Origin of the sequence: Streptomyces fumanus (genome assembly GCF_014655295.1) — a bacterium.
GTDB lineage: Bacteria > Actinomycetota > Actinomycetes > Streptomycetales > Streptomycetaceae > Streptomyces > Streptomyces fumanus.
The window spans coordinates 397,295-423,214 of sequence record NZ_BNBI01000009.1 but is presented as its reverse complement, the minus strand read 5'-3'; the positions used below and the strand labels follow the sequence as shown (position 1 = coordinate 423,214).

Here is a 25,920-nt window from a genome sequence, read left to right as displayed (position 1 = left end):
TGTTCGCCTTCAGGGCGGCCGGGTTCATCGCCACCAGCACGTTCGGCGCGTCGCCCGGGGTGAGGATGTCGTGGTCGGCGAAGTGCAGTTGGAAGGAGGAGACACCCGGCAGTGTCCCGGCGGGCGCCCGGATCTCGGCCGGGAAGTTCGGCAGCGTCGACAGGTCGTTCCCGAACGACGCGGTCTCCGAGGTGAAACGGTCGCCGGTGAGCTGCATCCCGTCGCCCGAGTCCCCCGCGAACCTGATGATCACCCGGTCCAGCCGGCGGACGTCCTTCGCTCCCGCCGGATTGCGCTGCGCTCCCACGACGGTGTCGTCTGCTCCGTCGGCCTGCTCCGCTGGGCTGCTGACCTGGCTGGTCACTGAACTGGACCTCCCTAGAGGCGGCTGTCCACGGGCTGGTCTTTCGACGACCAGCCCAGGATCAACCCTACGACCGCCGGGCTTCACTTCCAGTGGACATTTCAAGGATGGACACGACTTCCGGACAGCCCCCGGTCCCGCAGCCCTCTGCCCGCACCCGCCTCCGGCGCGGTGGACCACGCGCCGCGCCCGCCGTCCGCCTTGCCGGTCCTTGGACCGTTCGGGCCAAGGACCGGGCGGTCAGGAGTTGAGATAGGTGAGCACGGCGAGCACCCGGCGGTGATCGCCGTCGCTCGGGGACAGCCCCAGCTTCAGGAAGATGTTGCTGACGTGCTTCTCCACCGCCCCGTCGCTCACCACGAGCTGCCGGGCGATCGCCGAGTTCGTCCGGCCCTCGGCCATCAGGCCCAGCACCTCCCGCTCCCGCGGCGTCAGCCCCGCGAGCACGTCCTGCTTGCGGGAGCGGCCCAGCAACTGCGCCACCACCTCCGGGTCCAGCGCCGTACCGCCCTGCGCGACCCGCACCACCGCGTCCACGAACTCGCGGACCTCGGCCACCCGGTCCTTCAGCAGATAGCCGATCCCCCGGCTGGAGCCCGCCAGCAGCTCGGTGGCGTACCGCTCCTCCACGTACTGCGACAGCACCAGCACACCGATGCCCGGATGCGCCTTGCGCAGCTTCACCGCCGCCCGCACCCCCTCGTCGGTGTGCGTCGGCGGCATCCGCACGTCCGCCACCACCACGTCCGGCAGCTCGCCCCGGCCGTCCAGCTCGGTGATGGTCTTGATCAGCGCCTCACCGTCGCCGACCCCGGCGACGACATCGTGCCCGCGGTCGGTCAGCAACCGGGTCAGGCCCTCCCTGAGCAGCACTGAATCCTCGGCGATGACCACCCGCACCCTGTCCTCCACGATCCTCGATCCCCCACAGCCCTGTGCCCGTCCCGGTGTACGGGCCCAGCATTCCAGCTCCGGGCCGCACACGGGTACGGGCGACGGCGATGCGGGACGGGCATCACCGCGGGCACGTCGGCGCGCCGGGCGCGCTCAGGCCGGCCGCTCCGCGCGCCACGGCAGCTCCGCCGTGACCCGGGTCGGGCCGCCGGCCGGGGAGTCCACCACCAGGATGCCGTCCACCGCGTCGAGCCGCTCCGCCAGCCCGGCCAGGCCCGACCCGGCCGACGCGTCGGCACCGCCCACGCCGTTGTCCACCACCTGGAGCATCAGCCGGTTCTCCACCCGCCACACGTCCACCGACGCGTACGTCGCCCGCGCGTGCTTGCTGACGTTCTGCAGCAGCTCCGAGACGGTGAAGTACGCGATCCCCTCGATCGCCGGGGCCGGCCGCTCGGGCAGGTCCACCTCCACGTTCACCGGCACCGCGCAGCGCGAGGCGACCGAGGACAGCGCCGCGTCCAGGCCCCGGTCGGTCAGCACCGCCGGGTGGATGCCGCGCGCCAGGTCCCGCAGCTCCTGCAGGGCCGTCTTGACCTCGCCGTGCGCCTCGTCCACCATCCGCGCCGCCTCCTGCGGGTCCTCCTGCAGCTTCTCCTTGGCCAGCCCCAGGTCCATCGCCAGATTGACCAGCCGGGCCTGCGCCCCGTCGTGCAGATCGCGCTCGATGCGGCGCAGATCGGCGGCGGCCGTGTCGACCACGACGCCCCGGTCCGACTCCAGCTCCACCACCCGCGTCGCCAGCTTCGACGGACCCAGCAGCCCGTACACCATCACCCGGTCCACCATCGTCAGCGCCCGCACGATCCACGGCGTGGCCAGCGTCAGCAGCAGCCCCACCAGCGCGGTCACGGTCAGCTCGAAGGGGTTGTCCAGATAGATCTGGTGCGTCTCGTCGCCGTACAACTGCATCCCGTCCTGCCCGGCGTACATCGGGAAGACCCAGAACCACCCCGGGTACGTCAGCAGCGCCCAGCCCGACACCCACAGGGTCACGGTGACGGTGAACGAGAACACCGCCCAGGGCAGGTGCAGCACCGCGTACAGCAGCGACCGCCAGGAGGCGCCGCTCTTGAGGACGGCGGCCATCCAGCTCCCCGCGCCCCGGGTGCGTGCGCGCAGCGGCTCCGGTTCGGCCACCCGCAGCCCCAGCAGCGTCCGGGCCCGTGCCCGCTCCACCGACCCCAGCATCCGGCAGCCCGCCAGCGCCGCCGCCAGCACCGGCACCCCGAGGAAGGTCACCAGCAGCCCGGCGCCCAGCGACACCATCGTGACGGCGTACGAGAACAGCAGCACGCTGATCGGCAGGCTCAGCAGCGCGTACCCCACCTCGCGCCAGTGCCGGCCCTCGAACGGCGCCCGCAGCACCGCCGGCCACCGGTGCCGCCGCTCGTCGGCGTCGGCGCCGGCGGGGTAGCCGGGCCCGCCGTCCAGCCCGTACTCGTGTCCGTACTCCGTGGCCATGGGGTTCGTCCTTCTGCTCGTCCCGGGCGGTGCGGCGGGTGCCGTGCCGGCCCGGGTGCCGTCGTACCTCAAGGCTCCCCGTCCGGCGGGCTCCGGGCCATGGAGGGCGTAGGAGTTTCCGACCGGGGGTTTTCCCCACCCCGGGCGCCCCGCGCGAGGGCTGTCCCCCGAGCGAGCTACGCGCGGGTGTCCACCGTGAGGTGACGATTCCGGACCGCCGTTTCCCTAGCGTTCCGTTCAGCCGCGGCGCACCGCCGCGGACCGGAGAGCGGAACGCAGGAAAGAGAGTCGTCATGAAACTGGTCTGGCAGATCCTGGCCGTGGTCGCGGTCGGCGCGATCGGCAGTCAGCTCACCCTCGCCGTGCAGGACAACCCCTGGCTCTGCCTGCTCGGCGGCGGTCTGACGGCCGTGGCCTCGATCCTCGTCTACCGGTGGGTCGTCGGGCGCACCGAGCGCCGCCAGGTCACCGAACTGGCCCCGGAGGGAGCGCCGGGCGCGCTGATGCGGGGCCTGGTCATCGGCGTCGCGATGTTCACCTGCGTGATCGTGAACATCTGGTTCCTCGGCGACTACGAGGTCCACGGCTACGACTCGGTCACCGGGGCGATCGGCCTGGTCGGTTTCATGGCGGGCGCCGCCGTCACCGAGGAACTGATGTTCCGCGGCCTGCTCTTCCGGCTCGTCGAACGGGGCCTGGGCACCTACCTCGCGCTGGTGCTGTCCGGTGTGGTGTTCGGCGCCTCCCACCTGTTCAACAAGGACGCCACCGTGCTGGGCGCCGTCGCCATCGCCATCGAGGCCGGCGGGATGCTCGCCGCCGCCTACGCCGCCACCCGCTCCCTGTGGCTGCCGATCGGCCTGCACTTCGGCTGGAACTTCGCGGAGTCGGGCATCTTCGGCACCATGGTCTCGGGCAACGGCGAGGTCCACGGCCTGCTGGACGCCTCGACCTCGGGCCCCGAACTGCTCACCGGCGGCGAGTTCGGCCCCGAGGCGAGCGTCTACTCCATCGTCTTCGGCGCCCTCGCCACCCTCGCCTTCCTGGTGGTGGCCCGCCGGCGCGGCCGCATCGTGCCCCGGCGGCGCGCCCAGCGTGCCGAGGCCCTGGCTACACTCGCCCGGTGATGACCCTCCAGGGGGCCCGCACCGCCCTCCAGCGGGCCGGCCAGGTGTGGCACCGGCTCGATGTCATGGTCCGCGACCTCCCGCTCGGCCTGCTGTTCCTGGCCGCGTGCTTCCTGCCGGGAGTGCGCGGCCAGGGCACGGAGATGGGGGGCCTGCCGACCCGCCCCCTCGACGAGCTCGCCGCCCTCGCCCTCGCCCTCGAATGCCTGCCGCTGGCGCTGCGCAGACGCTGGCCCGTCGTCTGTATCGCCCTGGTGAGCTGCGGCTTCGCCCTGGACCAACTGCGCGGCTACCACTCGGCCGCCAGCGTCGCCCTGCCCATCGCCCTGATCAGCACCGGGTCCTACCTCGACCACCACCGGCGCACCACCGTGCTCGCCCTCACCGCCGCGTACGTACCGCTGGCGATCAGCCTGTCGCTGCTCGGCTCGGGCGGCGAGACCCCGGCCGGGTTCGTGACGTTCTACCTGGTGCTGGCCCTGGCCTGGGGCGCCGGGGCGTGGCTGCGCGCCACCCGGGCCGCGGAGGCCGAACGCCGCGACCGGGTCGCCGTCGAGACCCGGGCCGCCGAACGCACCCAGATCGCCCGGGAACTGCACGACGTGGTCACCCACCACGTGACCGCCATGGTCGTCCAGGCGGAGGCCGCCCGCTATCTGACCGCCGCGCCCGAGAAGCTGGAGCAGTCCCTGACCGCCGTCAGCGACACCGGGCGCCGGGCCATCACCGACCTGCGGCATCTGCTGGACCTGCTCAATCCGGACCATGGGACGGGCGGGCGCGAGGGAGCGGGGGACGGCGGCGGGGCTGGTCCCGGCAGTTCCGGCCCCGTCCTCGGCTCCGGGGCCGGAGACGGCAGAGAGGCCAGGACACCCGCCGTCGGCCGCGTCCTCACCCTCGTCGAGCAGACCCGCCGGGCCGGCCAGCCGGTCGACTTCACCGAGGAGGGCACCCCGCCGGCCCTGACCGGCAGCGCCGACCTCGTCGCCTACCGCGTGGTGCAGGAAGCGCTCACCAACGCCCTCAAGTACGCTCACGGCAGCCGGACTTCGGTCCAGGTACGGCACGGCGAAAGGGAGATCACGGTGATGGTCAGCACGGACGGGACGGGCTCGCGCACCGCCGCCGCCGTCGGCAGCGGACGGGGCCTGGCCGGCCTGCGCGAACGCGTCGGCGTCCTCGGCGGCGACTTCAGCGCCGGCGGCGGCCCGGACGGCGCCTTCACCGTACGGGCCCGCATACCCGTCGCCCGCGTCTCGTGAGCGCACCGATCCGGGTTCTGGTCTGCGACGACCAGATGCTGATCCGCACCGGCCTGGTCACCATCATCGACTCCCAGCCCGACATGGAGGTCGCCGGCGACTGCGGGGACGGCCGCACCGGCGTCGAACTCGCCGAGAAGCTGCGCCCCGACGTCGTCGTGATGGACATCCGCATGCCGGTCCTCGACGGCCTCGAAGCCACCCGCCTGCTGGCCGGCGCCGGAGTGCCGCACCCCGTCAAGGTCCTCGTGATCACCACGTTCAACCTGGACGAGTACGTCTACGAGGCACTGCGCGCCGGCGCCAGCGGCTTCCTCCTCAAGGACGCGCCCCCCGACCGCCTGCTGCACGGCATCCGTACCGTGGCCACCGGCGCGGCCCTCCTCGACCCCGACGTCACCCGCCAGCTCGTCGGCCGCTACGCCGCGCGCATCCGCCCCACCGAGAAGACCCCCGGCGACATCCCGCTCACCCCGCGCGAGCTGGAGGTCCTCCGCCTCATCGCGGAGGGCCTGTCCAACAGCGAGATCGCCGCGGCCCTCGTCATCAGCCAGGAGACCGTCAAGACCTTCGTCTCCCGCATCCTCGCCAAGCTCCAGCTCCGCGACCGCGTCCAGGCCGTGGTGTACGCGTACCGGCACGGGCTGGCGACCTGAACCCGCGGGCCCACGGTTCACCGGCGGGCGCTTCCTACCGGGCGGGACGGGGGAGGGGAGCGCGTACGTCCTACCGGGCGGACGCGTCCTGCCGGGCGGGGGTGAGCTCGCGGTCGCGCCACGGCAGCTCGGCCGTGACCGTCGTCGGGCCGCCCTCCGGCGAGTCCACGACGAACAGGCCGTCGACCGCGCCCAGCCGGTCCGCGAGCCCCCGCATCCCCGTCCCGCCGTCCAGGCTCGCCCCGCCCCGGCCGTCGTCCCACACTTGGATCAGCAGCCGGTCGTCCGCCCGCCAGACCTCCACGGACGCCGACTTCGCCATGCTGTGCTTGCTGACGTTCTGCAGCAGCTCCGAGACGGTGAAGTAGGCGATCCCCTCGATGGCCGCCGCCGGTCGGCCCGGCAGGTCGACGGTCACCCGGACCGGCACGGTGCAGCGCGAGGCGACCGAGGACAGCGCCGCGTCCAGGCCCCGGTCGGTCAGCACCGCCGGGTGGATGCCGCGGGCCAGGTCCCGCAGCTCCTGGAGGGCCAGTTTCACCTCGCCGTGCGCCTCCTCGACCATCGCGGCGACATGCTCGTCGGCCTGCCCCTCCAGCAGCTTCTCCTTGGCCAGGCCCAGCCCCATCGCCAGATTGACCAGCCGGGCCTGCGCCCCGTCGTGCAGGTCGCGTTCGATCCGGCGCAGATCGGCGGCGGCGGTGTCGACCACGACGCCCCGGTCGGACTCCAGTTCGGCGATCCGCCGCTCCAGCTCGTCCGAGGGCGACAGCAGCCCCCGTACCATCGCCCGGTCCACGTTGGTCATCCCCCGGGCCAGATACGGCAGCACCGGCCACAGCACGAACAGCGAGACCAGCGTGACCGCGAAGGTGACGATGCCCCACGGCAGCCGGATCAGGTCGTACAGGACCGTGCGCCAGCCCACCGGGTCCTTCAGCGCCAGCCACAGCCGGGGGAAGAACCCGCCGCCCCGGCGCAGCCGCAGCCTGCTCGGCTCGTCCACCCGCACCCCGAGCAGCGCCCGCGCCCGCGCCCGCTCCAGCTTCCCCAACTGGCGCGCGCCCATCAGCCCCGCCGACAGCAGCGGCAGGCCGACCACCGTGACCGTCAGTCCGAAACCGACGCCCAGCATCGTCACGACGTAGACGAACCCGAACAGGGACATCGGAAGGTTCGCCAGCAGATGGGCGATCTCCTTCCAGGTGTGCGCGCCGAGGGCGAAGCGGGCCGGCGGCAGACGGTCGCTGTCCGCTTCGGCGGCAGACGAGGAGGACGGCAGGCGTTCGGTCATAGGGGCCAGCGTGCCGTGCCGGGCGCTCCGGCGCCATGAGGTGGGCCGCCCGGACCGCACTGAGGAAAACCCCACCCCCTCCGGCGCCCCTCGGGCCCGACGGGCTGCTTACGGTCTCTTTAGCAGGCCCTAGACTCCCGTGCGTACAGATCGTCGCGCGGACACCGACGTGAGACGTGGACGTACGACGTGGAACGTGAGATGTCGGACGTCAGGCGTGGGACGTGAGACGTCGGACGTCAGGCGTCAGGCGTCAGAGGGCAGACAGGACAGGGAGCGAGGGACGGACGTGCCGGAACCGACTGTCGGCGCCGCCACCGCGGCCTCCGTGGCGGCGGCGGACTACTTCCCGTCGTACTCGGTGGTCGGACTGCTCGCCGTCGTCGGCGTGCTCTTCGTCGCCGTGGCCTTCGGGGCCGGCCGCCTGCTGCGGCCCGTGGTCCCCACCCCCGAGAAACTCCTGACCTACGAGTGCGGCGTCGACCCGGTCGGCGAGGGCTGGGCCCACACCCAGGTCCGCTACTACGTCTACGCCTTCCTCTACGTGATCTTCGCGGTCGACTCGATCTTCCTCTTCCCCTGGGCGACGGTCTTCGCCGCCCCCGGCTACGGCGCGGCGACCCTCGTGGAGATGTTCATCTTCCTCGGCTTCCTGGCCGTGGGCCTGCTGTACGCATACAAGAAGGGCGTCCTGGCATGGACGTGACCCCGTCCGAACCCGTGCTGCTCCCGGAGCCCAAGCGGCTCGGCGCGCTGGCCCGCCTCGCGCCGGAGCCGATGAAGGTCGTCCTGAACTGGGGCCGCCGCTACTCGCTGTGGGTGTTCAACTTCGGCCTCGCCTGCTGCGCCATCGAGTTCATCGCCGCGTCGATGGCCCGCCACGACTTCATCCGGCTCGGCGTCATCCCGTTCGCGCCCGGCCCCCGCCAGGCCGACCTGATGGTGGTCTCCGGCACGGTCACCGACAAGATGGCCCCGGCCGTGAAGCGCCTCTACGAGCAGATGCCCGAGCCGAAGTACGTCATCTCCTTCGGCGCCTGCGCCAACTGCGGCGGCCCCTACTGGGACTCCTACTCCGTCACCAAGGGCGTCGACCAGATCATCCCCGTCGACGTCTATGTGCCGGGGTGCCCGCCGCGGCCCGAGGCGCTGCTCCAGGGCATCCTCAAGCTCCAGGAGAAGATCGCCCGGGAGTCGCTGGGGGAGCGGTACGGCACCACCGGCCGGCCGTCGGCCGCCGCGCTCCAGAGCGACCTGGTGCGCCCCCCGGCGCCTGGTACCGCCGAGGAGGGCGAGGGCCGATGACCGCGGCCGACTGGCTGCCCGCCGACGCCGGGGAACTCTTCGGCCCCGACGCCACGGCCGAGCTGTCCTACGAGGTCCTCACCGTGGACGTGCCCCCGGCCGCCTGGCTCACCGCGCTGGAGACCGCCCGCGACCAACTGGGCTGCACCTACTTCGACTGGCTGAGCGCGGTCGACGAACCCGGCACCGGCTTCCGCGTCGCCGCCCACGTGGTGGCCCTCGCCCCGGTCCGCAAGCTGCTGCTGCGCACCACGGTTCCGCACGACGCGCCCGTGCTGCCCTCCGCCGTCGGCGTCTACGCGGGCGCGGCCTGGCACGAGCGCGAGACCCACGAGATGTTCGGCGTCGGCTTCGAGAACCACCCGGGACTGGACCACCTGCTCCTCCCGGAGAACTTCGAGGGCCACCCGCTGCGCAAGGACTTCGTCCTCGCCGCCCGCGTCGCCAAGGCATGGCCCGGCGCGAAGGAACCCGGCGAGTCTGCGGGCGCGGCAGCTCCCCGCCGCCGCCAGATGCTCCCGCCGGGGGTCCCCGACCCCAACGAGTGGGGTCCCCTGAAGGGCCAGCTCCCCGCGGCTCCCACGCGGGGCGCGGGCCGGGCGGCCGGCGCGGTCCGGGGCGCGCGCGGGGCCGCGCCCCGCACCGCGGTTCCGGGTGAGGCTCCTGGTGCTCCTGGCACGGGGGAGCGCCCGGTGCGCCGTAGCCGCACGGCGGCGGAGGGGTCGGCGAGTCAGTCGGGGGCGGGGGGTCCGTCGGGTGCGGTGGGCGAGCCGGGTGCGGCGGGTGGGACGCCGGTGGCGCCGCGTCGGTCGCGTTCGGCTGCGGAGGGGTCGGTGAGTCAGTCGGGCGGGGCGGCCGGTGGCCGTACCGCGCGGCCGCGTCGCGCCCGGAGCGCCTCCGAGGGCTCGGCGAGCCAGCGCACCGCGTCCGGCGCCAGCGCACCCGACGCCGAGAACGCAACCCCCGTCCCTCCCCGCAGCCCGGACGCCCCCTGGCACCACGCCCGCCCGGCCTTCGAGGAGCCCGGATCCGAGCCCGAGCCCGGATCCGAGCCCGAGCCCGAGACACAGCGACGACCGGACCCGCAGGGCGCTGAATCCGCGCAGGGCTCCGAAGCCTCGCAGGCCCCGGGCCCCGAATCCGCGCAGGACCGTCAACCCCCGCAAGACCCCGAGAACCCGAACCCCGAAGACCCGAACCCCGAGAACCGCCCAGGAGGCCCGCAGTGAACGACGTGCTCGACGTCACCCTGCGCCTCCTGATCGTCTTCGTCGTCTTCCTCGCGTTCCCCCTCGTCGTCGGCCAGACCGAGCACAAGGTGATGGCCCACATGCAGGGCCGCCTCGGCCCGATGTACGCCGGCGGCTTCCACGGCTGGGCCCAACTCGTCGCCGACGGCGTGAAGTTCGCGCAGAAGGAGGACGTGGTCCCCGCGGGCGCGGACCGCCGTATCTTCCAGCTCGCCCCCGCCGTGGCCCTCCTGCCGTACCTCCTCGTCCTGGTCGCCATCCCGATCGGCCCCGGCGAGGGCGCGGTCGGTCAGGCCGTGGACGCGGGCATCTTCTTCGTGCTCGCCGTCATGGGCGTCGGCGTCCTCGGCTCGCTGATGGCCGGCTGGGCCTCCGCCAACAAGTTCTCCCTCCTCGGCGGCCTGCGCACCGCCGCCCAGCTCCTCGCCTACGAACTGCCCATGCTGCTCGCCGCCGCCTCGGTGGCCATGGCGGCCGGCACCGTCTCCCTCCCCGGCATCCTGGACGCCTTCGAGTGGTGGTGGCTGCCCTGGCAGATCGTCGGCGCGATCGTCTTCTTCGTCGCCGGCCTCGCCGAACTCCAGCGCCCGCCCTTCGACATGCCGGTCGCCGACTCGGAGATCATCTTCGGCGCGTACACCGAGTACACCGGCCTGCGCTTCGCCCTGTTCCTCCTCGCCGAGTACGCCGGGATCGTCGTCCTGTGCGGCCTGACCACCGTCCTCTTCCTGGGCGGCTGGCACGGCCCCTGGGGCGCCGACGGCCTCGGCTGGGTGTGGACCCTGCTGAAGACGGCCGTCCTCGCCTTCATCGTGATCTGGCTCCGCGTGACCTACCCCCGTCTCCGCGAGGACCAGCTCCAGAAACTCTCCTGGACCCTCCTCGTCCCCCTCGCCCTCGCCCAGATCGCCCTCACCGGCATCGTCAAGGTGGTGATCTCCTAATGGCCCCCGTCCCCGGCTCCGGCCTCGCCAAGGGCCTGGCCGTCACCCTGCGCACGATGACGAAGAAGACGGTCACCGAGCAGTACCCGGACGTCCAGCCCGACCTCCCGCCCCGCACCCGCGGCGTCATCGGCCTGTTCGAGGAGAACTGCACGGTCTGCATGCTGTGCGCCCGCGAGTGCCCCGACTGGTGCATCTACATCGACTCCCACAAGGAGACGATCCCGGCGGCGACCCCGGGCGGCCGCGAGCGCAGCCGCAACGTCCTCGACCGCTTCGCCATCGACTTCTCCCTCTGCATGTACTGCGGTATCTGTATCGAGGTCTGTCCTTTCGACGCCCTGTTCTGGTCCCCGGAGTTCGAGTACGCCGAGACCGACATCCGCGACCTCACCCACGAACGCGACAAGCTCCGCGAGTGGATGTGGACCGTCCCGGCCCCACCCGCCCTCGACCCCGGCGCGGAAGAACCCAAGGAACTCACCACCGCCCGCCGCACCGCCGAAAAACTGACCCCCCACACCGAGCCGCAGACCACCGGCCCACAGGCCACCGAACCGCGGCCCGCCAAGCCGCAGGTGACCGACGCGCAGGCCACCAGGCCAGAGGTCACCGAGCCGCACGCCACCGAGCAGGCCCGCGCCGCCGAACAGCCCACCCGTCCCCTGGGCGACTCCAAGCAGCAGACCGACCAGCCCCGGCCGGACCGGGAGGGCGACGCATGACCCTCTCCGCAACCGCCGGCCGCCTCGCCGCGGAGGTCACCACCTCGGCCGCCGCCGAGACCCACGGCTTCCTCTCCCCGACCGGCGTCGAGATCTCCTTCGTCCTCGTCGGCCTGGTCACCTTCGGCGCCGCGCTCGTCACCGTCACCACCCGGCAGCTCGTGCACGCCGCCCTGTGGCTCGTGGTGACCCTCGGCGGACTTGCCGTCGAGTACCTCCTGCTCACCGCCGAGTTCATCGCCTGGGTGCAGGTCCTCATCTACGTCGGTTCCGTCGTCGTCCTCCTCCTGTTCGGACTGATGCTGACGCGGGCCCCCATCGGCCGCTCCCCGGACGCCGACTCCGGCAACCGCTGGGCCGCCCTCACCGTGGCCGTCGTCTCCGCGGCGGCCCTGGTCTGGGTGGTCGTCGACGCCTTCCGTACCACCTGGATCGACCTGGACGGCCCGGCCGCCGGCGCCACCGCCGTCACCGGAGCGAGCCTCTTCCAGAACTGGGTCCTCCCCTTCGAGGCCCTCTCCGTCCTCCTCCTCGCCGCCCTGGTCGGCGCGATCGTCCTGTCCCGCAAGACCACCCCCGGCACAACCGCCGACCCCAGCACCGGCAAGGCCCCCACCGCCGGAGCCCCAGCCAAGCCCGGACCCGCCAAGTCCCGCCCCGCAGCCGAGCCGGAGTCGGCCAGGGCTCGTACCGGCGAGGTCGGGCCCGCCGAGCCCGAGCCCGCCGAGGCCCGTCCCGCCAAGGCCGGTACCGGCGAGCCCCGCCCCACCGCCCCCCGCACCGACGAGGGCGGTGTCCGCTGATGCACCTCGCCTATCCAGCCACCCTCTCCGCCCTCCTCTTCTGCACCGGCCTGTACGGCGTCCTCGCCCGCCGCAACGCGATCCTCGTCCTGATGTCCGTCGAGCTGATGCTCAACGCCGTCAACCTCAACCTGGTCGCCTTCGACGTCTGGCTCAGCAAGGCCGCCGAGGAGACCCTGCACTCCGGACAGGCCCTGACCCTGTTCACCATCGCCATCGCCGCCGCCGAGATCGGCATCGGTCTGGCGATCGTCCTCGCCGTCCACCGCAACCGCGGCACCGCGGACATCGACCGGCTCCGCGACACCGCCGAACGCCCCGGACCCGAGGACCCCGACCACGACGGCCTCGACCCGGACGACCCCGACGACTCCGACGACGGCCCCGACCGCGACGCCCGCGCGGCCGAGCGGCCCGGGCAGGCCGAGAAGGCTGAGGCCACCACGTGAGCACCACCACCCTCGCCGTCCTCGTCCCCCTCCTCCCGTTCCTGGGCGCCGCCGCCGGCCTTCTCCTGGGCCGCACGGCACCCGGCTTCGTCCGCCCGCTGGCCGTCGTGCCGACCCTCGCCGCGTCCGTCCTCGCCGTGGTGGTCGCCGCGCGCCAGGGCGGCGGCCGGGCGCTCGACGCCACCACCGAACTGACGCCCACCGGCTCGGTCCCCATCGAGCTCGCCCTGCACATCGACGGTTTCGCCGCCCTCGTCGCCGTACTGGTCGCCGTGGTCGCCACCTGTGTGCAGATCTACTCGACGGGCTATCTGCGCGACGACCCGCGCTACCCCTCCTACGCCGCTCTCGTCTCCCTCTTCACCTCCGCCATGCTCCTCGTCGTCTACTCCGGCGACCTGATGGTGCTGCTGGTCGGCTGGGAGATCATGGGCATCTGCTCCTACTTCCTGGTCGGCCACTACTGGGAGACCCCCGAGGCGCGCGCCGCCTCCCTCAAGGCGTTCCTCGTCACCAAGCTCGGCGATGTCCCCTTCCTGATCGGTCTGCTGGCGCTGGCCTCCGACGCCGGGTCGTTCCGCATCACCCGGGTCCTCGGCACCGTCGCGAGCGGCGGCCTGGACCACCCCACGCTGATCGCCCTGCTGCTCCTGGCCGGCGTGGCGGGCAAGTCGGCGCAGTTCCCGCTGCACACCTGGCTCCCCGACGCGATGGCGGGCCCCACCCCCGTCTCCGCGCTGATCCACGCCGCGACGATGGTCGCCGCCGGTGTCTACTTCATCGCCCGGCTCCTTCCGGTGTTCGAGGCTTCACGGGCCGCGATGGTGGTGCTGGCCGTCATGGCCGCGGTCACGATGATCGGCTCGGCGCTCGCCGCGCTCGCCCAGGACGACATCAAACGCGTCCTCGCCTACTCGACGATCGGCCAGCTCGGCTACATGACCGGCGCCCTGGCCGTCGCCGACCGCGGTGCCGCCGTCTTCCACCTCCTCGCGCACGGCGCCTTCAAGGCGCTGCTGTTCCTCGCCGCCGGCGTGATCATCCACGCCGCCGGCACCAACTCGCTCGCCGCCATGTCCCGGATGCGGAACCTCCGCGACCGCGTCCCGGACGCCTACTGGACGATGACCGTGGCGCTGCTCGCGCTCGCCGCGATCCCGCCGTTCAGCGGCTTCTTCTCCAAGGAGGCCGTCCTCGGCGCCGCCGAGCACGTGGTCGGCGGCCACACCGAGCACAGCCCCGTCGCCGCCGGCTGGACCGTGCTGCTCGCCGGTCTGCTCACCGCCCTCCTCACCGCCGCGTACGCGACACGGCTGTGGCTGCTGGCCTTCCGCGGCCACGGCACCGACGCCCCCGACCACGGCAGGCAGCCGGTCGCCATGAACGCCGTGCTGTGGGTCCTGGCGATCCCGTCCCTCGCCTTCGGCGGGCTCGCCTTCCGCCTGCTCCCCGACTGGTTCGACGGCCGGGCCCTGACCCCGACGCTCACCACCTCCGTGCTCGGCACGGGGGTGGCCCTGATCGGCGGCATCGTCACCTACGGCGCCTGGCGGCACACCACCGCACGCGCGGACCAGGTCCCCCTGGGCGCGGTCGCGGCCCACCCGGAGGGCGACGCGGGGAGCGTCGAGGCCGAGGCCATCGCCAGCCACCGGCCCGCCTACGGAGACGTGGCCCAGGCACCCGACCCGGCCGACCCCGGACGGCTCCTGCTCGGTCCGCTGCACCGGCACGCAGCCGTCGGCTTCCGCCTGGACGCCGTCTACACGGCCCTCTTCGTCCGCCCGGTCCGGGCCGGCGCGAGCCTCGTACGGTTCCTGGACCGCGAGGTCGTCGAGACCTACGTACGCGGCGCGGGCACCCTTCCCCGCCTGCTGGGCGCCGCCGTGCGCCGCGCCCAGACCGGCAATGTGCAGACCTATGTGAGCGCGCTGCTCGCCGGCACCGTCGTCCTCGCGGTCGCCGCCGTCCTCGTCGCCACGGGAGCGTGAGCAGGCGTGATCGATATCAACGAGTCCGTGATGCAGTTCCTTCTGGCATTCGTCGTCGTCGGCCCGCTGCTCGGGGCCGCCGCCGCTCTCCTGCCCGCGCCGCCCGGGCTGAAGGGGAAGTCACCGGAGCAGGCCGTGCTGCGGCACGGCGTCACCGTCACCGGTGCCGTCCTCATCGCCGCGATCGTCCTCGCGCTCGGCTTCGACCACGACCACCCGTCGAGGATGCAGGCCACGACGGACATCAGGTGGATCCCCGCGCTCGACGTGCGCATCCACCTCGGCATCGACGGCATCTCCCTCCCCCTCCTGGTCCTGACCGCGCTGCTGACCTTCCTCTGCGCGCTCTACACGTACTTCAAGACGCCCCCGGGGCCGACCCCGACGGCCTTCGTCGCACTGCTGCTCGTGCTCGAGTCCGGCACCCTCGCCAGCTTCGCCGTCCTCGACCTGCTGCTGTTCTTCCTCGCCTTCGAGATGGTCCTCGTCCCGATGTACTTCCTCATCGCCCGCTGGGGCGGCGAGGGCCGGGCCGAGGCCGCCTGGAAATTCATCCTCTACACACTGCTCGGCAGCGTGGTCATGCTGCTCGGCCTGCTCCTGATCGGTCTCAGGGCGGGCACATTCGACATGATGGCACTCGCCACTGACAACGGCCGGTCGCTGACCACATCCGTGCAGGTCATCGCGGTTCTGGCGGTCGGGATCGGACTCGCGGTCAAGACCCCGATGTGGCCGCTGCACAGTTGGCTGCCCGACGCCCACACCGCCGCGCCGACCGTCGGCTCGGTCCTGCTGGCCGGTGTCCTGCTGAAGATGGGTACGTACGGATTCGTCCGTATTCTTCTGCCGATCGCTCCCGACGGGTTCCGCACCTTCGCGCCCTACCTCGCCGCGTTCGCCGTCGTCGGCATCATCTACGGGTCCCTGGCCTGCCTCGCGCTGGCCAGACGGGGCGCGAAGGGCGACCTCAAGCGCCTCATCGCCTACTCCTCCGTCGGCCACATGGGCTTCGTCCTGCTCGGCATCGCGACCATGACCCCGACCGGCGTCAACGGCGCCCTGTTCGCCAACATCGCCCACGGCCTCATCACCGGCCTGCTCTTCTTCCTGGTCGGCGCGCTGAAGGACCGCACCGGCAGCACCGACCTCGACACCCTCGCCCAGCGGACCGGCGCCGCCCTCTACGGCAGGGCACCGCGCCTGGGCGGCCTGCTCGCCTTCGGCGCGATCGCCTCCCTGGGCCTGCCCGGCCTCGCCGGATTCTGGGGCGAGATGCTGGCCCTGTTCGGCGCCTTCGACCCGGGCACCGGCCTCAGCCGCCCCGCCTTCCTCACCTTCATGGCCGTCGCCGCGTTCGGCACCCTGCTGACCGCCGCGTACATGCTGATCGTGGTCCGCCGCGTCTGCATGGGCGCCACCGGCGAGGACACCCCGCACCTCCCCGACGTCCGCCGCTACGAGTTCGCGGCCTGGACCCCGCTCGTCGCCCTCACCGTCGTCGCCGGGCTGTGGCCGAAGGCACTCCTCGGCCTGACCGACCCGGCCGTGCAGCAGCTCCTCGCAGGAGGCCCCCGATGAGCGCCTTGGCCCAGCCCCTGGCCGCGTCGCTGGTCCAGTCCGTCGACTGGCTCGCCGTCGCCCCGCCCACCGTCGCGGCGGTCGTCGGCCTCGCCGTCCTCGTCGCCGACCTCTTCGTCGGCGGGCGCCGCAAAGCGCTGCTCGGCTGGGCCTCGGTCGCCGGCCTCGCCGCCGCCCTGCTCCTGCTGCTGCCTCTGCTGGACGGCGACCGCGCCACCTTCTGCCTGACCGGCGACACGCACGCGTGCAGTTACGTCGCCGACCCGTTCACCCTGGTCATCCAGTTCCTGGTGCTCGGCGGGGCACTGGTGGCCGCCTTGCTGTCGGTCACCGCCCTGAAGGACGCCGACCGGGGACTGCCGGAGGGCGAGTACTGGTTCCTGCTGCTGTCCTCCGCGGCCGGCGCCGCCCTGCTGCCCGCCTCCCGCGACCTGGCGACCCTCATCGTCGCCCTGGAGGTCGCCTCCCTGCCCGCCTTCGCCCTGGTCGGCCTGCGGCACGGCGACCGGCGCTCCTCCGAAGCCGCCCTGAAGTTCTTCCTGTCCTCGGTCACCGCGACCGCGGTCAGCCTCATGGGCATCAGCTTCGTGTACGCCTCCACCGGCACCCTGTACCTCAACAGGATCGCCGACCGCGTCCAGGACGTCGACGGGCAGCTCACCACCCTCGTCCACACCGGCGTCGTCCTCACCCTCGTCGGCTTCGCCTTCAAGACGGCCGCCGTGCCCTTCCACTTCTGGGTCCCCGACACCTACGTCGGCGCCCCGCTGCCGATCGCCGCCTACCTGTCCGTCGTCGGCAAGGCGGTCGGCTTCTCCGGCCTCATCCTCGTCACCGTCGTCGCCCTCCCGTCCTACGCCGACGTGTGGGGACCGGCCCTCGCGGCACTGGCCGCGCTCACCATGACGGCCGGCAACGCCGGAGCCCTGCGGCAACGCGCCACGCGCGCGTACAGCGCGGTACGCCTGCTCGCCTGGTCGTCCGTCGGACAGGCGGGCTACCTCCTGGTGCCGATCGCCGCCGCCGCGTACTCCGACGACCCGGAGCGGTCCATCGGCTCCACCGTCGCCTACGCCCTCATGTACGCCGCCGTGAACCTCGGCGCCTTCGCGGTGGCCGCCCTGGTCGGCCGCACCAAGCCCCGCAACCGCCTCTCCGACTACCGGGGCCTGTACGCCTCCCGCCCCCTGACCGCGCTGCTCCTGGCGTTCTTCCTGCTCTGCCTGGCCGGACTGCCCCCGGGCATCATCGGCCTGTTCGCCAAGGTCACCGTCTTCTCGGCGGCCGTCGACGCCGGCCTCGGCTGGCTCGCCGTGATCATGGCCGTCAACGTCGTCGTCGCGCTGTACTACTACCTCCAGTGGACGGCTCTGCTGTTCCGCGCCGCGCCCGAGGGCGAGCCCCGCAGGCACCCGGCGCCCGTCCCGCTCACCGCCGCGATCGCCGTGACCGCGGTCCTGGCCGTCGCCCTCTCCGGAGCCCCCCAGCTCGTCCTGCGCTTCGCCGACACCGGCCTCTTCTGAGCCGAGCCCGTCCCCGACCGCACGCGCGTGGGGCGTCCGGCCGCCACGCGCGTGTGCCGTACGCCGTGCCGGGCACCCGGACCGCCCGGCGCGCCGCCGTACCCACCGGGGAACTGGTGGCCGTCGCCTGGCGTTGACCAGTACGGGAGGGTCCACTGGACGTGGCATCACAGCACCGGTGGCATCGACAGACCGGGAAGCAACCACCGCGAGCGGACCAGCAAGCAAAGGGTTCCCCTGCTGCACCACTTGGAGGGCGTACCGTGCACCGCCGGCACAACGGGCTCAGGACCGCAGTACTCCTCGGGGGACTGTCCGCGCTCATCATCGTCATCGGCAGCTTCTTCGGCCGGGCCGGTCTCGTCGTCGCCGTCCTCGTGGCCCTGGGCACGAACGCGTACGCGTACTGGAACAGCGACAAGCTGGCGCTCCGCGCGATGCGCGCCCGCCCGGTGAGCGAGTTCGAGGCCCCCGGGCTGTACCGCATGGTCCGCGACCTCTCCACCCAGGCCCGCCAGCCCATGCCCCGCCTCTACATCTCACCGACGGAGGCCCCGAACGCCTTCGCGACCGGACGCAACCCGCGCAACGCCGCGGTCTGCTGCACCGACGGCATCCTGCGCCTGCTCGACGAGCGCGAACTGCGCGGCGTCATCGGCCACGAGCTGAGCCACGTCTACAACCGCGACATCCTCATCTCCTCGGTCGCCGGCGCTCTCGCCTCCGTGATCATGTTCCTGGTCAACTTCGCCTGGCTGATCCCGGTCGGCCGCTCCGACGACGACGACGGCCCCGGCCTCTTCGGCATGCTGCTGATCATGCTCCTCGGCCCGCTCGCCGCCACCCTGATCCAGTTGGCCATCAGCCGCTCCCGGGAGTACGAGGCCGACGCCTCCGGCTCCCAGCTCACCGGCGACCCGCTCGCCCTCGCCAGCGCCCTGCGCAAGCTGGAGCTGGGCACCAAGCAGCTTCCGCTGCCTCCGGAGCCCCGTATCGAGACGGCCAGCCACATGATGATCGCCAACCCGTTCCGTCCCGGTCAGGGCCTCTCGAAGATGTTCTCCACCCATCCACCGATGGCGGACCGTATCGCCCGACTGGAAAAGATGGCAGGTCGCTACCAGTGAAGACCATCCTGAACGTCATATGGCTCGTGCTCAGCGGCTTCTGGCTGTTCCTGGGCTATCTGCTCGCGGGCGTGCTGCTCTGCGTCACCGTCATCGGCATCCCGTTCGGCATCGCGGCCTTCCGCATCGGCGGCTATGCCCTGTGGCCCTTCGGACGCACCACGGTCGAGCGCCGCGACGCCGGTGCCCCGTCCTGCGTCGGCAACGTGCTCTGGCTGATCCTCGCGGGCTGGTGGCTGGCCCTCGGCCACATCGTCACCGGCATTGCCCTGTGCGTCACGATCATCGGCATCCCGCTCGGCATCGCCAACTTCAAGCTGATCCCGGTCTCACTGCTCCCGCTCGGCCGCGACATCGTCCGCACCGACCAGCCGTTCACGGCCCGCTGAGCAGCCGCAGCGCCGCCTCCGGGTGACGGCGTTGTCCACAGCCCCCGAGTTGTCCACAGGCCGCAGCGGATGTCAGTGGCACCCGGCAGGATGACCCCATGACCGCGAACACCCACACACCGACCGGAACCACGCCGGGGACCCGCATACCTACCCATTAGACCCGCGCCTCCGGGCACGGTCCGCCGACGGCACAGGCCCGCCGCACCGCGGCCCCGACACACCTAGGACGCGCCTGTACGCCGCCGAAGACGCCGTCCCCGCACCCGCACCCGCACCCCGTACACGACCGCGCCCAGCACCAGCACCCCCGCGCCCACGGCCACCGACGTCACCGGCAGGGCGAACGCCAGCAGCAGGCACCCGACCAACCCCACCCCCGGCACCACCCGCGAGGCCGGAGCGGAGTCGAGCGTCCACGCCGAGGCGTTGGCCACCGCGTAGTACGCCAGCACACCGAAGGAGGAGAACCCGACAGCACCCCGCACATCCACCGTGGCGGCCAGGACAGCGACCGCCGCGCCCACGGCCAGCTCCGCCCGATGCGGCACCCGGTACCGCGGATGCACCGCGGCCAGCGCCCTGGGCAGATGACGGTCGCGGGCCATGGCCAGCGTCGTCCGTGACACACCCAGGATCAACGCCAGCAGCGAGCCCAGCGCGGCCACGGCGGCGCCCACCCGCACCACCGGCGCCAGCCCCGGCACACCGGCCGCGCGGACGGCGTCGGCCAGCGGCGCCGTCGCCCGCCCGAGTTCCGCCGACCCCAGCACGGAGAGGACCGCCACCGCGACACACACGTACACGACCAGCGTGATGCCCAGGGCCAGGGGGATCGCGCGGGGAATGGTGCGCGCCGGGTCCCGCACCTCCTCGCCGAGCGTGGCGATGCGCGCGTACCCGGCGAACGCGAAGAACAGCAGACCACCGGCCTGGAGCACACCACCGACACCCTCGGACGCCCCCACGTCCAGGTGCCCCGCGGCGGACCGGCCGGAGGTGAGCGACACGACGACCACGGAAGCGAGGACAGCCAGGACCACCGCCACGATCAGCCGCGTCGCCCACGCGGACTTCTGGACGCCGCCGTAGTTCACCGCGGTCAGCGCCACCACGGCCGCGACCGCCACGGCGTGCGCCTGCCCAGGCCACACATAAGCGCCCACGGTGAGCGCCATCGCCGCACAGGAGGCCGTCTTGCCCACCACGAACGACCAGCCCGCCAGATGACCCCAGAACTCCCCGAGCCGCTCGCGCCCGTAGACGTACGTGCCGCCGGAGGCCGGATACCGAGCGGCCAGCCGAGCCGAGGAGGTGGCGTTGCAATAGGCGACCACGGCCGCGACCGCCAGCCCGAACAGCAGTCCCGACCCCGCCGCGCGGGCCGCGGGCGCCAGGGCGGCGAAGATCCCGGCCCCGATCATCGAACCGAGCCCGATCACCACGGCGTCGCCCACACCCAGGGTGCGCCGCAGGTCCGAAGCCGCAGGTGTCATGTCCCGCACCTTACTGACCGGCGCAACCACCGGACTGAGCACCACGGCCGGCAGGCGCGAAGGGGCGGGCACCGGCGGGGCACCCACCCCTTCCCGTGTCCGCTACCGCCAGACCGGCGGCAGCGGACAGGGGGTCACCGGTAGTTCACGAACTGCAGCGCGAAGTCGAAGTCCTTGCCCTTGAGCAGGGCGATCACGGTCTGGAGGTCGTCGCGGCTCTTGGAGGAGACCCGCAGCTCGTCACCCTGCACCTGGGCCTTCACGCCCTTCGGGCCCTCGTCACGGATGATCTTCGCCACCTTCTTCGCGTTCTCTTGGGAGATGCCCTCCTCGATCGACGCGAAGATCTTGTACTCCTTGCCGGAGAGCTGCGGCTCACCCGCGTCCAGGGACTTCAGCGAGATGCCCCGCTTGATCAGCTTGGACTGGAAGACGTCGAGGATGGCCTTGACCCGGTCCTCGGAGTTCGCCTCCATCAGGATCTTGTCACCGGACCACGAGATCGAGGCACCCACGCCCTTGAAGTCGTAGCGCTGGGAGATCTCCTTGGCGGCCTGGTTGAGGGCGTTGTCGACCTCCTGCCGCTCGACCTTCGAGACGATGTCGAAACTGGAGTCGGCCATGTCCTGTGGCTCCTTGTATCTGGGTGCGTGTCAGGTGCGTGTCGGGCCCGTACCGGCATACGTGGACGGCCGCCGAACCGGGCGAGAGCCCGGACCGCATCCGGACAAGCCTAGCCACCCGCCGCGCTCCCGGCGCAGATCAATCGGGTGGCGAAGCACCCCTCCCCATCGGGTATTGTTTACGTCGTTGCCACGGAGCACCGCCGAAAAGCGGTTCGATGGGGCAGCGAACCCCGGCGGTGTGGCTCAGCCTTCCCAGGTTCGAATCCTGGCGCCGCCACACTGGGGAAGACCCCCTCCGATCCGCGGAAACGCGGGACGGAGGGGGTCTTTTCGTGCGCCTGGGGCGTGCGGGCCGGGGGCGCCGGAAGCGGGGTGCGGCAGACTGGGGGTATGGCCTCCCGTCGTCGTCTCTGTCCCGAGTGCCGTCGCGAGATCGCTGTCGTCGCCGGACGGTACGCACGGCACGATCCGCCCGGGGCCCGGGAGAGCGGGGAACTGGTCTCCTGCCCGGGATCCCGGCGGGCGGCGCAACTGGGGGCGGCCCAGCCGTCGTTGGACGGGTACGTCGTGCCCGAGTTCCCGGGGCAGTTGCCGCTGTTCTGAGCACGGCCGAGCGGCGGCCGACCGGTGGCCGAGCGGCGGCTGACCGAAGTTCGTTCCGACCCGCAGCCACGCGACCCCGCAGCCGACCAGTAGCCGCTCAGCCCCTCAGCCGCCGGCGATCGACTTCACGGCCACCGACGCCGGGGTGGAGCCGCTGATCAGTTCCAGGGTGAGGCCGGCCGTGGCCGGGGTGTCCAGCAGCTCCGCCAGGACGGTCGCCACGTCCTCGCGCGGCACCGGGCCCCGGCCGGTGTGGGCCTCCAGGCGGACCAGCCCGGTCCCCGGGTCGTCGGTCAGGGCGCCCGGGCGCAGGATCGTCCAGTCCAGCGCGTCCAGCGAACGTACGTACGCGTCCGCCTCGCCCTTGGCGCGCAGATAGACGTCGAAGATCTCGTCGCCCTGGTGAGCGGGGTCGGCGGCCATCGACGACACGATCAGGAACCGGCGTACGCCCGCCCGGACCGCGGCGTCCGCGAACAGGACCGCCGCCGCCTTGTCCACCGTGTCCTTGCGGGCCGCGCCGCTGCCCGGGCCCGCGCCCGCCGCGAAGACCGCCGCGTCCGCGCCCCGCAGCGCGTCCGCGACCTGCTCGACGGAGGCCGACTCCAGGTCCAGCACGACCGGTTCGGCACCGGCCTCGCGCAGATCGTCGGCCTGCTCGGCCTTGCGGATGATGCCCGCCACCTCGTCCCCGCGCCGGGCGAGCAGCCGCTCCAGCTTCAGCGCGATCTGACCATGACCACCAGCGATGACAATGCGCATGTCTTCGACCGTACGCCCCGACGGCCGCCTCCGCCGCACGGGTCCGGCCGGGCCGCGCGGCCCCGCCCGGGTCAGGGCGGTCCGCCGCGTCCCTGGCGGGGCAGGCCCAGCTCGTTGGTGGCCGTGAAGTCGCCGTACTCCCGTACCGCGCTGGTGCGTGCCACCACACGCCCCCCGTGCACCACCACACGGCTGTACGCCAGCGAGAGCGCCCCCGCCAGCCCCTCCCCGCGCACCGCGAGCAGCTCCGCCGGGAAACCGGCCTCCACCCGCACCTCGGGCAGCCCCAGCGCCGCCCGCGCCGACGAGCTGACCGCCTCGTACGCCTCCTCCGGCCGCAGCCCGTGCCGCGAGGCCAGCAGGTAGGCCGCCTCCAAGGGGTCGCCGCGGCCCACCGGGTTGGACACATCGCGCAGGGCACCGCTGCCGGCCGCCACCCGGACGCCGGCCGAGCGCAGCAGCCGTACCGGAGCCGTCCCGTCGCGGTCGGCGGCGCCGCAGCCGCCCTGCGGCAGGCACACCACCGTCACCCCGGCCGCCGCGAGCAGGTCGGCCGTCCGCGCGGCCACCTCCGCCGGCAGCCTGCCCAGGCCGCCGCACGGCCCCAGCGTCACCCCCGGGCGCAGCCCGCCCGCCATCGCCGCCAGCCGGGCCAGCCGGACCGGATCGGCGGCGTCCGTGTGCAGGTCGACCGGGCAGCCGTGCTCGGCGGCGACCTCCAGGACCGCCTCCACGTACCCCATGGGGTCGGGATCGAGGTCCGGGCACCCGCCCACCACCGAGGCGCCCATCTTCAGCGCGTCCCGCAGCACCGCCAGCCCCTCGGCCCCGGCCGTCCCGGTCAGCACCCTGGGCACCGCCACCGTCGTCAGCTCCGCCAGCCCGCGCAGCGACCGCCCCGCCCGCAGTACGGCGGTCAGCGCGCCGAGCCCCTGGACGTCGCCCACGCGCACGTGGGTGCGCAGCGCGGTGGCGCCGTGCCCCAGGACGTGCAGCGCCGCCTCGGTGGCCCGGCGCTGCACGTCCGGCGGCGCGTAGGAGACCGGCCCGCCCGCGTCGGCGGTCAGGGCGGTGTCGGTGTGGGCGTGCGGTTCGGCGGGGGCGGGCAGCAGCAGGTAGCCGGTGAGGTCCACGCGCGTGCCGGTGCCGGGCGCCCCGCCCGCCACCAGGCTGCCCGCCGTGCCGACGGCCTCGATACGGCCCCCGCACAGCCGTACGTCCACGGTGCGGCCGTCGGTGAGCCGCGCGCCGGCCAGCAGGAGCGACCCGCCCCCGGCCGGCCCCGACGGGGAGGACGAGTGGGACGGCTGCCGCGGTCGGCTGTCGGGCATCGCGCTCCTCTGGGCTCGGGACTGCGCAGTGGGGGACGCAAGATCACGCAGAGTGAGTCGAGCCTAGGACGGTGATCAGCCGGGACGGCGGAGGAGCGCAATAGTCGTACCGGCGTGGCCACCGGTGCGGGAGGGGGCCGCGGGACCCCAGGGAAGGGTCGGGGCGGGGACTGCGGAACGGATTTGGGCGAACGGCGGGCGACCGTGTAATGTCTTCATCGCTCGCCCCAATAGCTCAGTCGGCAGAGCGTCTCCATGGTAAGGAGAAGGTCAACGGTTCGATTCCGTTTTGGGGCTCTGGTGTGAACGGTTCCCGTCGCAAGGCGGGGTCCGATCGCATCGCAGCGGTGTAGCTCAGTCGGTAGAGCAAGCGGCTCATAATCGCTGTGTCACCGGTTCAAGTCCGGTCACCGCTACTCACAGTAGCCGATTGCGGGGTCGGTCCTTCGGTCGGCTACTCTTTATGCGTTAATCAAGTCAACCCGTTCGTCAAGGAGCACTCACGTGGCTGCCACCGACGTCCGCCCGAAGATCACGCTGGCCTGCGTGGAGTGCAAGGAGCGGAACTACATCACCAAGAAGAACCGGCGTAACAACCCGGACCGTCTTGAGATGAAGAAGCACTGCCCGCGTTGCAATGCGCACACCGCGCACCGCGAAACGCGATAAATCAGGCTCGTACACGAGGCCGTCCCCGGAACTGGGGGCGGCCTCGCGTCGTTTGACCGGCAACGATCGCAGAGACCAGCAGGAGGTGCCGAGCCCATGGCGCTCGACCAGTCCTTCGTGGGGCGGACCTATCCGCCCACCGCGCCCTACGAAGTGGGCCGGGAGAAGATCCGGGAGTTCGCGGAGGCGGTGGGCGACCCCAATCCCGCGTACACGGACGCGGAGGCGGCCAAGGCGCTCGGTCACCCGGACGTGATCGCACCGCCGACGTTCGTGTTCTCCATCACGTTCAAGGCGGCCGGGCAGGTCGTCCAGGACCCCCAGCTCGGCCTGGACTACAGCCGGGTGGTGCACGGCGACCAGAAGTTCGCGTACACCCGCCCCGTGCGGGCCGGCGACCGGCTCACCGTCACCTCGACCATCGAGGGCGTCAAGTCCCTCGCGGGCAACGACATCCTGGACATCCGCGGCGAGGTCCACGACGAGGCCGGCGAGCACGTCGTGACCGCCTGGACGAAGCTGGTCGCCCGCGCGGCCGAGGAGGCGTGAGCACCCCCATGACGGCGAAGATCTCCTACACCGACGTCGAGGTCGGCACCGAGCTGCCCGCACAGACCTTCCCCGTGGACCGCGCCACCCTGGTGCGGTACGCGGGCGCCTCCGGCGACTTCAACCCGATCCACTGGAACGAGCGGTTCGCCAAGGACGTCGGCCTGCCCGACGTCATCGCGCACGGCATGTTCACCATGGCCGAGGCCGCCCGGGTCGTCACCGACTGGGCCGGCGACCCCGGCGCGATCGTCGAGTACGGCGTCCGCTTCACCAAGCCCGTCGTCGTCCCCGACGACGACCAGGGCGCCCTGATCGAGGTCAGCGGCAAGGTCGCCGCCAAGCTCGACGACAACAAGGTCCGCGTCGACCTCACCGCGACGAGCGCCGGCCAGAAGGTCCTCGGCATGTCCCGGGCCGTCGTCCGCCTCGCCTGAAGTCCTCGGCCGTCGTGCGCCTCGCCCGAGGCCCTCGGCGGCCATCCGCCTGGCGTGAGGTCCTCGGCCGTCGTGCGCCTGGCCCCAGGTCCTCGGCGGCCGTCCGCCTGGCGTGAGGTCCTCGGCCGTCGTGCGCCTGGCCCCAGATCCCGGGCCGTCGTGCGCCCGGCCCGAGGTCCTCGGCCGCCGTCGTCCCACTGACCCGAGGTACCTCACCCACCCACCCGACAGCGCGCCGC

General features: G+C 72.6%; 27 protein-coding genes and 3 tRNA genes. 22 read left to right on the top strand and 8 right to left on the bottom strand.

Features of this window, described 5'->3' with window-relative positions; genetic code table 11:
- The 3 genes from IE316_RS22120 to IE316_RS22110 form a co-directional block, all read right to left on the bottom strand.
- On the bottom strand, nt 1-364 hold a 364-nt coding region (locus IE316_RS22120), incomplete at its 3' end, for a 2-oxoacid:acceptor oxidoreductase family protein (protein ID WP_506005151.1).
- A 240-nt stretch (nt 365-604) separates the two neighbouring features.
- Entirely contained in the window at nt 605-1,264 is a 660-nt protein-coding gene (locus tag IE316_RS22115) for a response regulator transcription factor (RefSeq protein ID WP_308438938.1), read from the bottom strand.
- A gap of 147 nt (nt 1,265-1,411) precedes the next feature.
- Nucleotides 1,412-2,782, bottom strand: a complete 1,371-nt coding sequence (locus IE316_RS22110; protein WP_190206159.1) for a sensor histidine kinase — start codon at nt 2,780-2,782, stop codon at nt 1,412-1,414.
- A gap of 293 nt (nt 2,783-3,075) precedes the next feature.
- On the opposite strand from IE316_RS22110, the gene IE316_RS22105 reads away from it, so the two are divergent.
- From IE316_RS22105 to IE316_RS22095, 3 genes are read left to right on the top strand one after another with little or no spacing between them, the layout of a single operon-like run.
- The gene (locus IE316_RS22105) at nt 3,076-3,909 is read left to right on the top strand and encodes a CPBP family intramembrane glutamic endopeptidase (RefSeq protein ID WP_190206158.1); all 834 of its coding nucleotides are present in this window, start codon (nt 3,076-3,078) and stop codon (nt 3,907-3,909) included.
- Nucleotides 3,909-5,171 carry a sensor histidine kinase gene (locus IE316_RS22100; RefSeq protein WP_190206157.1) on the top strand — a complete coding sequence of 421 codons (1,263 nt, stop codon included), beginning with the start codon at nt 3,909-3,911 and terminating at the stop codon, nt 5,169-5,171. Before IE316_RS22105 ends, IE316_RS22100 begins: the two co-directional genes overlap by 1 nt.
- Nucleotides 5,168-5,827 carry a response regulator gene (locus tag IE316_RS22095; protein ID WP_190206156.1) on the top strand — a complete coding sequence of 220 codons (660 nt, stop codon included), beginning with the start codon at nt 5,168-5,170 and terminating at the stop codon, nt 5,825-5,827. The genes IE316_RS22100 and IE316_RS22095 overlap by 4 nt, the downstream gene beginning before the upstream one ends.
- Before the next feature lie 70 nt (nt 5,828-5,897).
- Here IE316_RS22095 and IE316_RS22090 read toward each other — a convergent pair whose 3' ends face one another.
- Nucleotides 5,898-7,121: a sensor histidine kinase gene (locus tag IE316_RS22090; RefSeq protein ID WP_190206155.1), complete on the bottom strand. Its 1,224-nt coding sequence runs from the start codon at nt 7,119-7,121 to the stop codon at nt 5,898-5,900.
- A gap of 289 nt (nt 7,122-7,410) precedes the next feature.
- Between IE316_RS22090 and IE316_RS22085 the strand changes: the two genes are divergently transcribed.
- From IE316_RS22085 to IE316_RS22030, 12 genes are all read left to right on the top strand, one after another.
- The gene (locus IE316_RS22085; RefSeq protein WP_190206154.1) at nt 7,411-7,827 is read left to right on the top strand and encodes an NADH-quinone oxidoreductase subunit A; all 417 of its coding nucleotides are present in this window, start codon (nt 7,411-7,413) and stop codon (nt 7,825-7,827) included.
- On the top strand, nt 7,818-8,426 hold the full coding sequence (locus tag IE316_RS22080) for an NADH-quinone oxidoreductase subunit B (RefSeq protein WP_190206153.1): 609 nt from the start codon (nt 7,818-7,820) through the stop codon (nt 8,424-8,426). Before IE316_RS22085 ends, IE316_RS22080 begins: the two co-directional genes overlap by 10 nt.
- The gene (locus IE316_RS22075; protein WP_190206152.1) at nt 8,423-9,655 is read left to right on the top strand and encodes an NADH-quinone oxidoreductase subunit C; all 1,233 of its coding nucleotides are present in this window, start codon (nt 8,423-8,425) and stop codon (nt 9,653-9,655) included. The genes IE316_RS22080 and IE316_RS22075 overlap by 4 nt, the downstream gene beginning before the upstream one ends.
- Nucleotides 9,652-10,620, top strand: a complete 969-nt coding sequence (locus IE316_RS22070) for a complex I subunit 1/NuoH family protein (protein WP_190206151.1) — start codon at nt 9,652-9,654, stop codon at nt 10,618-10,620. The genes IE316_RS22075 and IE316_RS22070 overlap by 4 nt, the downstream gene beginning before the upstream one ends.
- Entirely contained in the window at nt 10,620-11,345 is a 726-nt protein-coding gene (locus tag IE316_RS22065; protein ID WP_190206150.1) for a NuoI/complex I 23 kDa subunit family protein, read from the top strand. Before IE316_RS22070 ends, IE316_RS22065 begins: the two co-directional genes overlap by 1 nt.
- Nucleotides 11,342-12,148, top strand: coding sequence for an NADH-quinone oxidoreductase subunit J family protein (locus IE316_RS22060; RefSeq protein WP_229910508.1), 807 nt, complete (start codon nt 11,342-11,344; stop codon nt 12,146-12,148). The genes IE316_RS22065 and IE316_RS22060 overlap by 4 nt, the downstream gene beginning before the upstream one ends.
- On the top strand, nt 12,148-12,597 hold the full coding sequence (gene nuoK / locus IE316_RS22055) for an NADH-quinone oxidoreductase subunit NuoK (RefSeq protein WP_190206149.1): 450 nt from the start codon (nt 12,148-12,150) through the stop codon (nt 12,595-12,597). Before IE316_RS22060 ends, nuoK begins: the two co-directional genes overlap by 1 nt.
- Nucleotides 12,594-14,588: an NADH-quinone oxidoreductase subunit 5 family protein gene (locus IE316_RS22050; protein WP_190206148.1), complete on the top strand. Its 1,995-nt coding sequence runs from the start codon at nt 12,594-12,596 to the stop codon at nt 14,586-14,588. Before nuoK ends, IE316_RS22050 begins: the two co-directional genes overlap by 4 nt.
- Nucleotides 14,589-14,594: 6 nt before the next feature.
- Entirely contained in the window at nt 14,595-16,169 is a 1,575-nt protein-coding gene (locus IE316_RS22045; protein WP_190206147.1) for a complex I subunit 4 family protein, read from the top strand.
- Complete coding sequence (locus IE316_RS22040; RefSeq protein ID WP_190206146.1) at nt 16,166-17,692, top strand: NADH-quinone oxidoreductase subunit N; 1,527 nt, start codon at nt 16,166-16,168, stop codon at nt 17,690-17,692. Before IE316_RS22045 ends, IE316_RS22040 begins: the two co-directional genes overlap by 4 nt.
- Nucleotides 17,693-17,955: 263 nt before the next feature.
- Entirely contained in the window at nt 17,956-18,819 is an 864-nt protein-coding gene (htpX, locus tag IE316_RS22035; RefSeq protein WP_190206145.1) for a zinc metalloprotease HtpX, read from the top strand.
- Nucleotides 18,816-19,208 carry a YccF domain-containing protein gene (locus tag IE316_RS22030; protein WP_190206144.1) on the top strand — a complete coding sequence of 131 codons (393 nt, stop codon included), beginning with the start codon at nt 18,816-18,818 and terminating at the stop codon, nt 19,206-19,208. The genes htpX and IE316_RS22030 overlap by 4 nt, the downstream gene beginning before the upstream one ends.
- A 224-nt stretch (nt 19,209-19,432) precedes the next feature.
- On the opposite strand, the gene IE316_RS22025 is transcribed toward IE316_RS22030, so the two are convergent.
- Nucleotides 19,433-20,704, bottom strand: coding sequence for an APC family permease (locus IE316_RS22025; RefSeq protein ID WP_190206143.1), 1,272 nt, complete (start codon nt 20,702-20,704; stop codon nt 19,433-19,435).
- A 134-nt stretch (nt 20,705-20,838) separates the two neighbouring features.
- Nucleotides 20,839-21,327, bottom strand: a complete 489-nt coding sequence (locus tag IE316_RS22020) for a YajQ family cyclic di-GMP-binding protein (RefSeq protein ID WP_190206142.1) — start codon at nt 21,325-21,327, stop codon at nt 20,839-20,841.
- 146 nt (nt 21,328-21,473) lie between these two features.
- Between IE316_RS22020 and IE316_RS22015 the strand changes: the two genes are divergently transcribed.
- Both IE316_RS22015 and IE316_RS22010 read left to right on the top strand, forming a co-directional pair.
- Nucleotides 21,474-21,607 (top strand) — tRNA-Phe (locus IE316_RS22015).
- 113 nt (nt 21,608-21,720) lie between these two features.
- Entirely contained in the window at nt 21,721-21,933 is a 213-nt protein-coding gene (locus IE316_RS22010; RefSeq protein ID WP_190206141.1) for a hypothetical protein, read from the top strand.
- A 105-nt stretch (nt 21,934-22,038) separates the two neighbouring features.
- Here IE316_RS22010 and IE316_RS22005 read toward each other — a convergent pair whose 3' ends face one another.
- Together IE316_RS22005 and IE316_RS22000 are read right to left on the bottom strand one after the other, a co-directional pair.
- Nucleotides 22,039-22,695: an NAD(P)H-binding protein gene (locus tag IE316_RS22005; RefSeq protein WP_190206140.1), complete on the bottom strand. Its 657-nt coding sequence runs from the start codon at nt 22,693-22,695 to the stop codon at nt 22,039-22,041.
- Between the two features lie 71 nt (nt 22,696-22,766).
- Nucleotides 22,767-24,026, bottom strand: a complete 1,260-nt coding sequence (locus IE316_RS22000; RefSeq protein ID WP_190206139.1) for an amidohydrolase family protein — start codon at nt 24,024-24,026, stop codon at nt 22,767-22,769.
- A gap of 224 nt (nt 24,027-24,250) precedes the next feature.
- Between IE316_RS22000 and IE316_RS21995 the strand changes: the two genes are divergently transcribed.
- The 5 genes from IE316_RS21995 (at nt 24,251) to IE316_RS21975 (ending at nt 25,681) form a co-directional block, all read left to right on the top strand.
- Nucleotides 24,251-24,323: transfer RNA gene (locus IE316_RS21995), tRNA-Thr, on the top strand.
- Between the two features lie 46 nt (nt 24,324-24,369).
- A tRNA-Met gene (locus tag IE316_RS21990) sits at nt 24,370-24,442 on the top strand.
- An 88-nt stretch (nt 24,443-24,530) separates the two neighbouring features.
- Nucleotides 24,531-24,695, top strand: a complete 165-nt coding sequence (gene rpmG, locus IE316_RS21985; RefSeq protein WP_003948671.1) for a 50S ribosomal protein L33 — start codon at nt 24,531-24,533, stop codon at nt 24,693-24,695.
- A gap of 96 nt (nt 24,696-24,791) precedes the next feature.
- On the top strand, nt 24,792-25,244 hold the full coding sequence (locus IE316_RS21980; RefSeq protein ID WP_190206138.1) for a MaoC family dehydratase N-terminal domain-containing protein: 453 nt from the start codon (nt 24,792-24,794) through the stop codon (nt 25,242-25,244).
- An 8-nt stretch (nt 25,245-25,252) separates the two neighbouring features.
- Complete coding sequence (locus IE316_RS21975; RefSeq protein WP_190206184.1) at nt 25,253-25,681, top strand: MaoC family dehydratase; 429 nt, start codon at nt 25,253-25,255, stop codon at nt 25,679-25,681.
- Nucleotides 25,682-25,920 lie beyond the last annotated feature (239 nt).

What these genes read in the sequence shown, in the direction of transcription:
- IE316_RS22010 (WP_190206141.1), top strand. Translation starts at nt 21,721, where the DNA reads ATGGCCTCCCGTCGTCGTCTCTGTCCCGAGTGCCGTCGCGAGATCGCT.
- IE316_RS22110 (WP_190206159.1), bottom strand. Translation starts at nt 2,782, where the DNA reads ATGGCCACGGAGTACGGACACGAGTACGGGCTGGACGGCGGGCCCGGC.
- IE316_RS22005 (WP_190206140.1), bottom strand. Translation starts at nt 22,695, where the DNA reads ATGCGCATTGTCATCGCTGGTGGTCATGGTCAGATCGCGCTGAAGCTG.
- IE316_RS22025 (WP_190206143.1), bottom strand. Translation starts at nt 20,704, where the DNA reads ATGACACCTGCGGCTTCGGACCTGCGGCGCACCCTGGGTGTGGGCGAC.
- IE316_RS22020 (WP_190206142.1), bottom strand. Translation starts at nt 21,327, where the DNA reads ATGGCCGACTCCAGTTTCGACATCGTCTCGAAGGTCGAGCGGCAGGAG.
- IE316_RS22000 (WP_190206139.1), bottom strand. Translation starts at nt 24,026, where the DNA reads ATGCCCGACAGCCGACCGCGGCAGCCGTCCCACTCGTCCTCCCCGTCG.
- IE316_RS22090 (WP_190206155.1), bottom strand. Translation starts at nt 7,121, where the DNA reads ATGACCGAACGCCTGCCGTCCTCCTCGTCTGCCGCCGAAGCGGACAGC.
- IE316_RS22105 (WP_190206158.1), top strand. Translation starts at nt 3,076, where the DNA reads ATGAAACTGGTCTGGCAGATCCTGGCCGTGGTCGCGGTCGGCGCGATC.
- IE316_RS22040 (WP_190206146.1), top strand. Translation starts at nt 16,166, where the DNA reads ATGAGCGCCTTGGCCCAGCCCCTGGCCGCGTCGCTGGTCCAGTCCGTC.
- IE316_RS21975 (WP_190206184.1), top strand. Translation starts at nt 25,253, where the DNA reads ATGACGGCGAAGATCTCCTACACCGACGTCGAGGTCGGCACCGAGCTG.
- IE316_RS22080 (WP_190206153.1), top strand. Translation starts at nt 7,818, where the DNA reads ATGGACGTGACCCCGTCCGAACCCGTGCTGCTCCCGGAGCCCAAGCGG.
- IE316_RS22075 (WP_190206152.1), top strand. Translation starts at nt 8,423, where the DNA reads ATGACCGCGGCCGACTGGCTGCCCGCCGACGCCGGGGAACTCTTCGGC.
- IE316_RS21980 (WP_190206138.1), top strand. Translation starts at nt 24,792, where the DNA reads ATGGCGCTCGACCAGTCCTTCGTGGGGCGGACCTATCCGCCCACCGCG.
- IE316_RS22065 (WP_190206150.1), top strand. Translation starts at nt 10,620, where the DNA reads ATGGCCCCCGTCCCCGGCTCCGGCCTCGCCAAGGGCCTGGCCGTCACC.
- nuoK (WP_190206149.1), top strand. Translation starts at nt 12,148, where the DNA reads ATGCACCTCGCCTATCCAGCCACCCTCTCCGCCCTCCTCTTCTGCACC.
- IE316_RS22100 (WP_190206157.1), top strand. Translation starts at nt 3,909, where the DNA reads ATGACCCTCCAGGGGGCCCGCACCGCCCTCCAGCGGGCCGGCCAGGTG.
- IE316_RS22060 (WP_229910508.1), top strand. Translation starts at nt 11,342, where the DNA reads ATGACCCTCTCCGCAACCGCCGGCCGCCTCGCCGCGGAGGTCACCACC.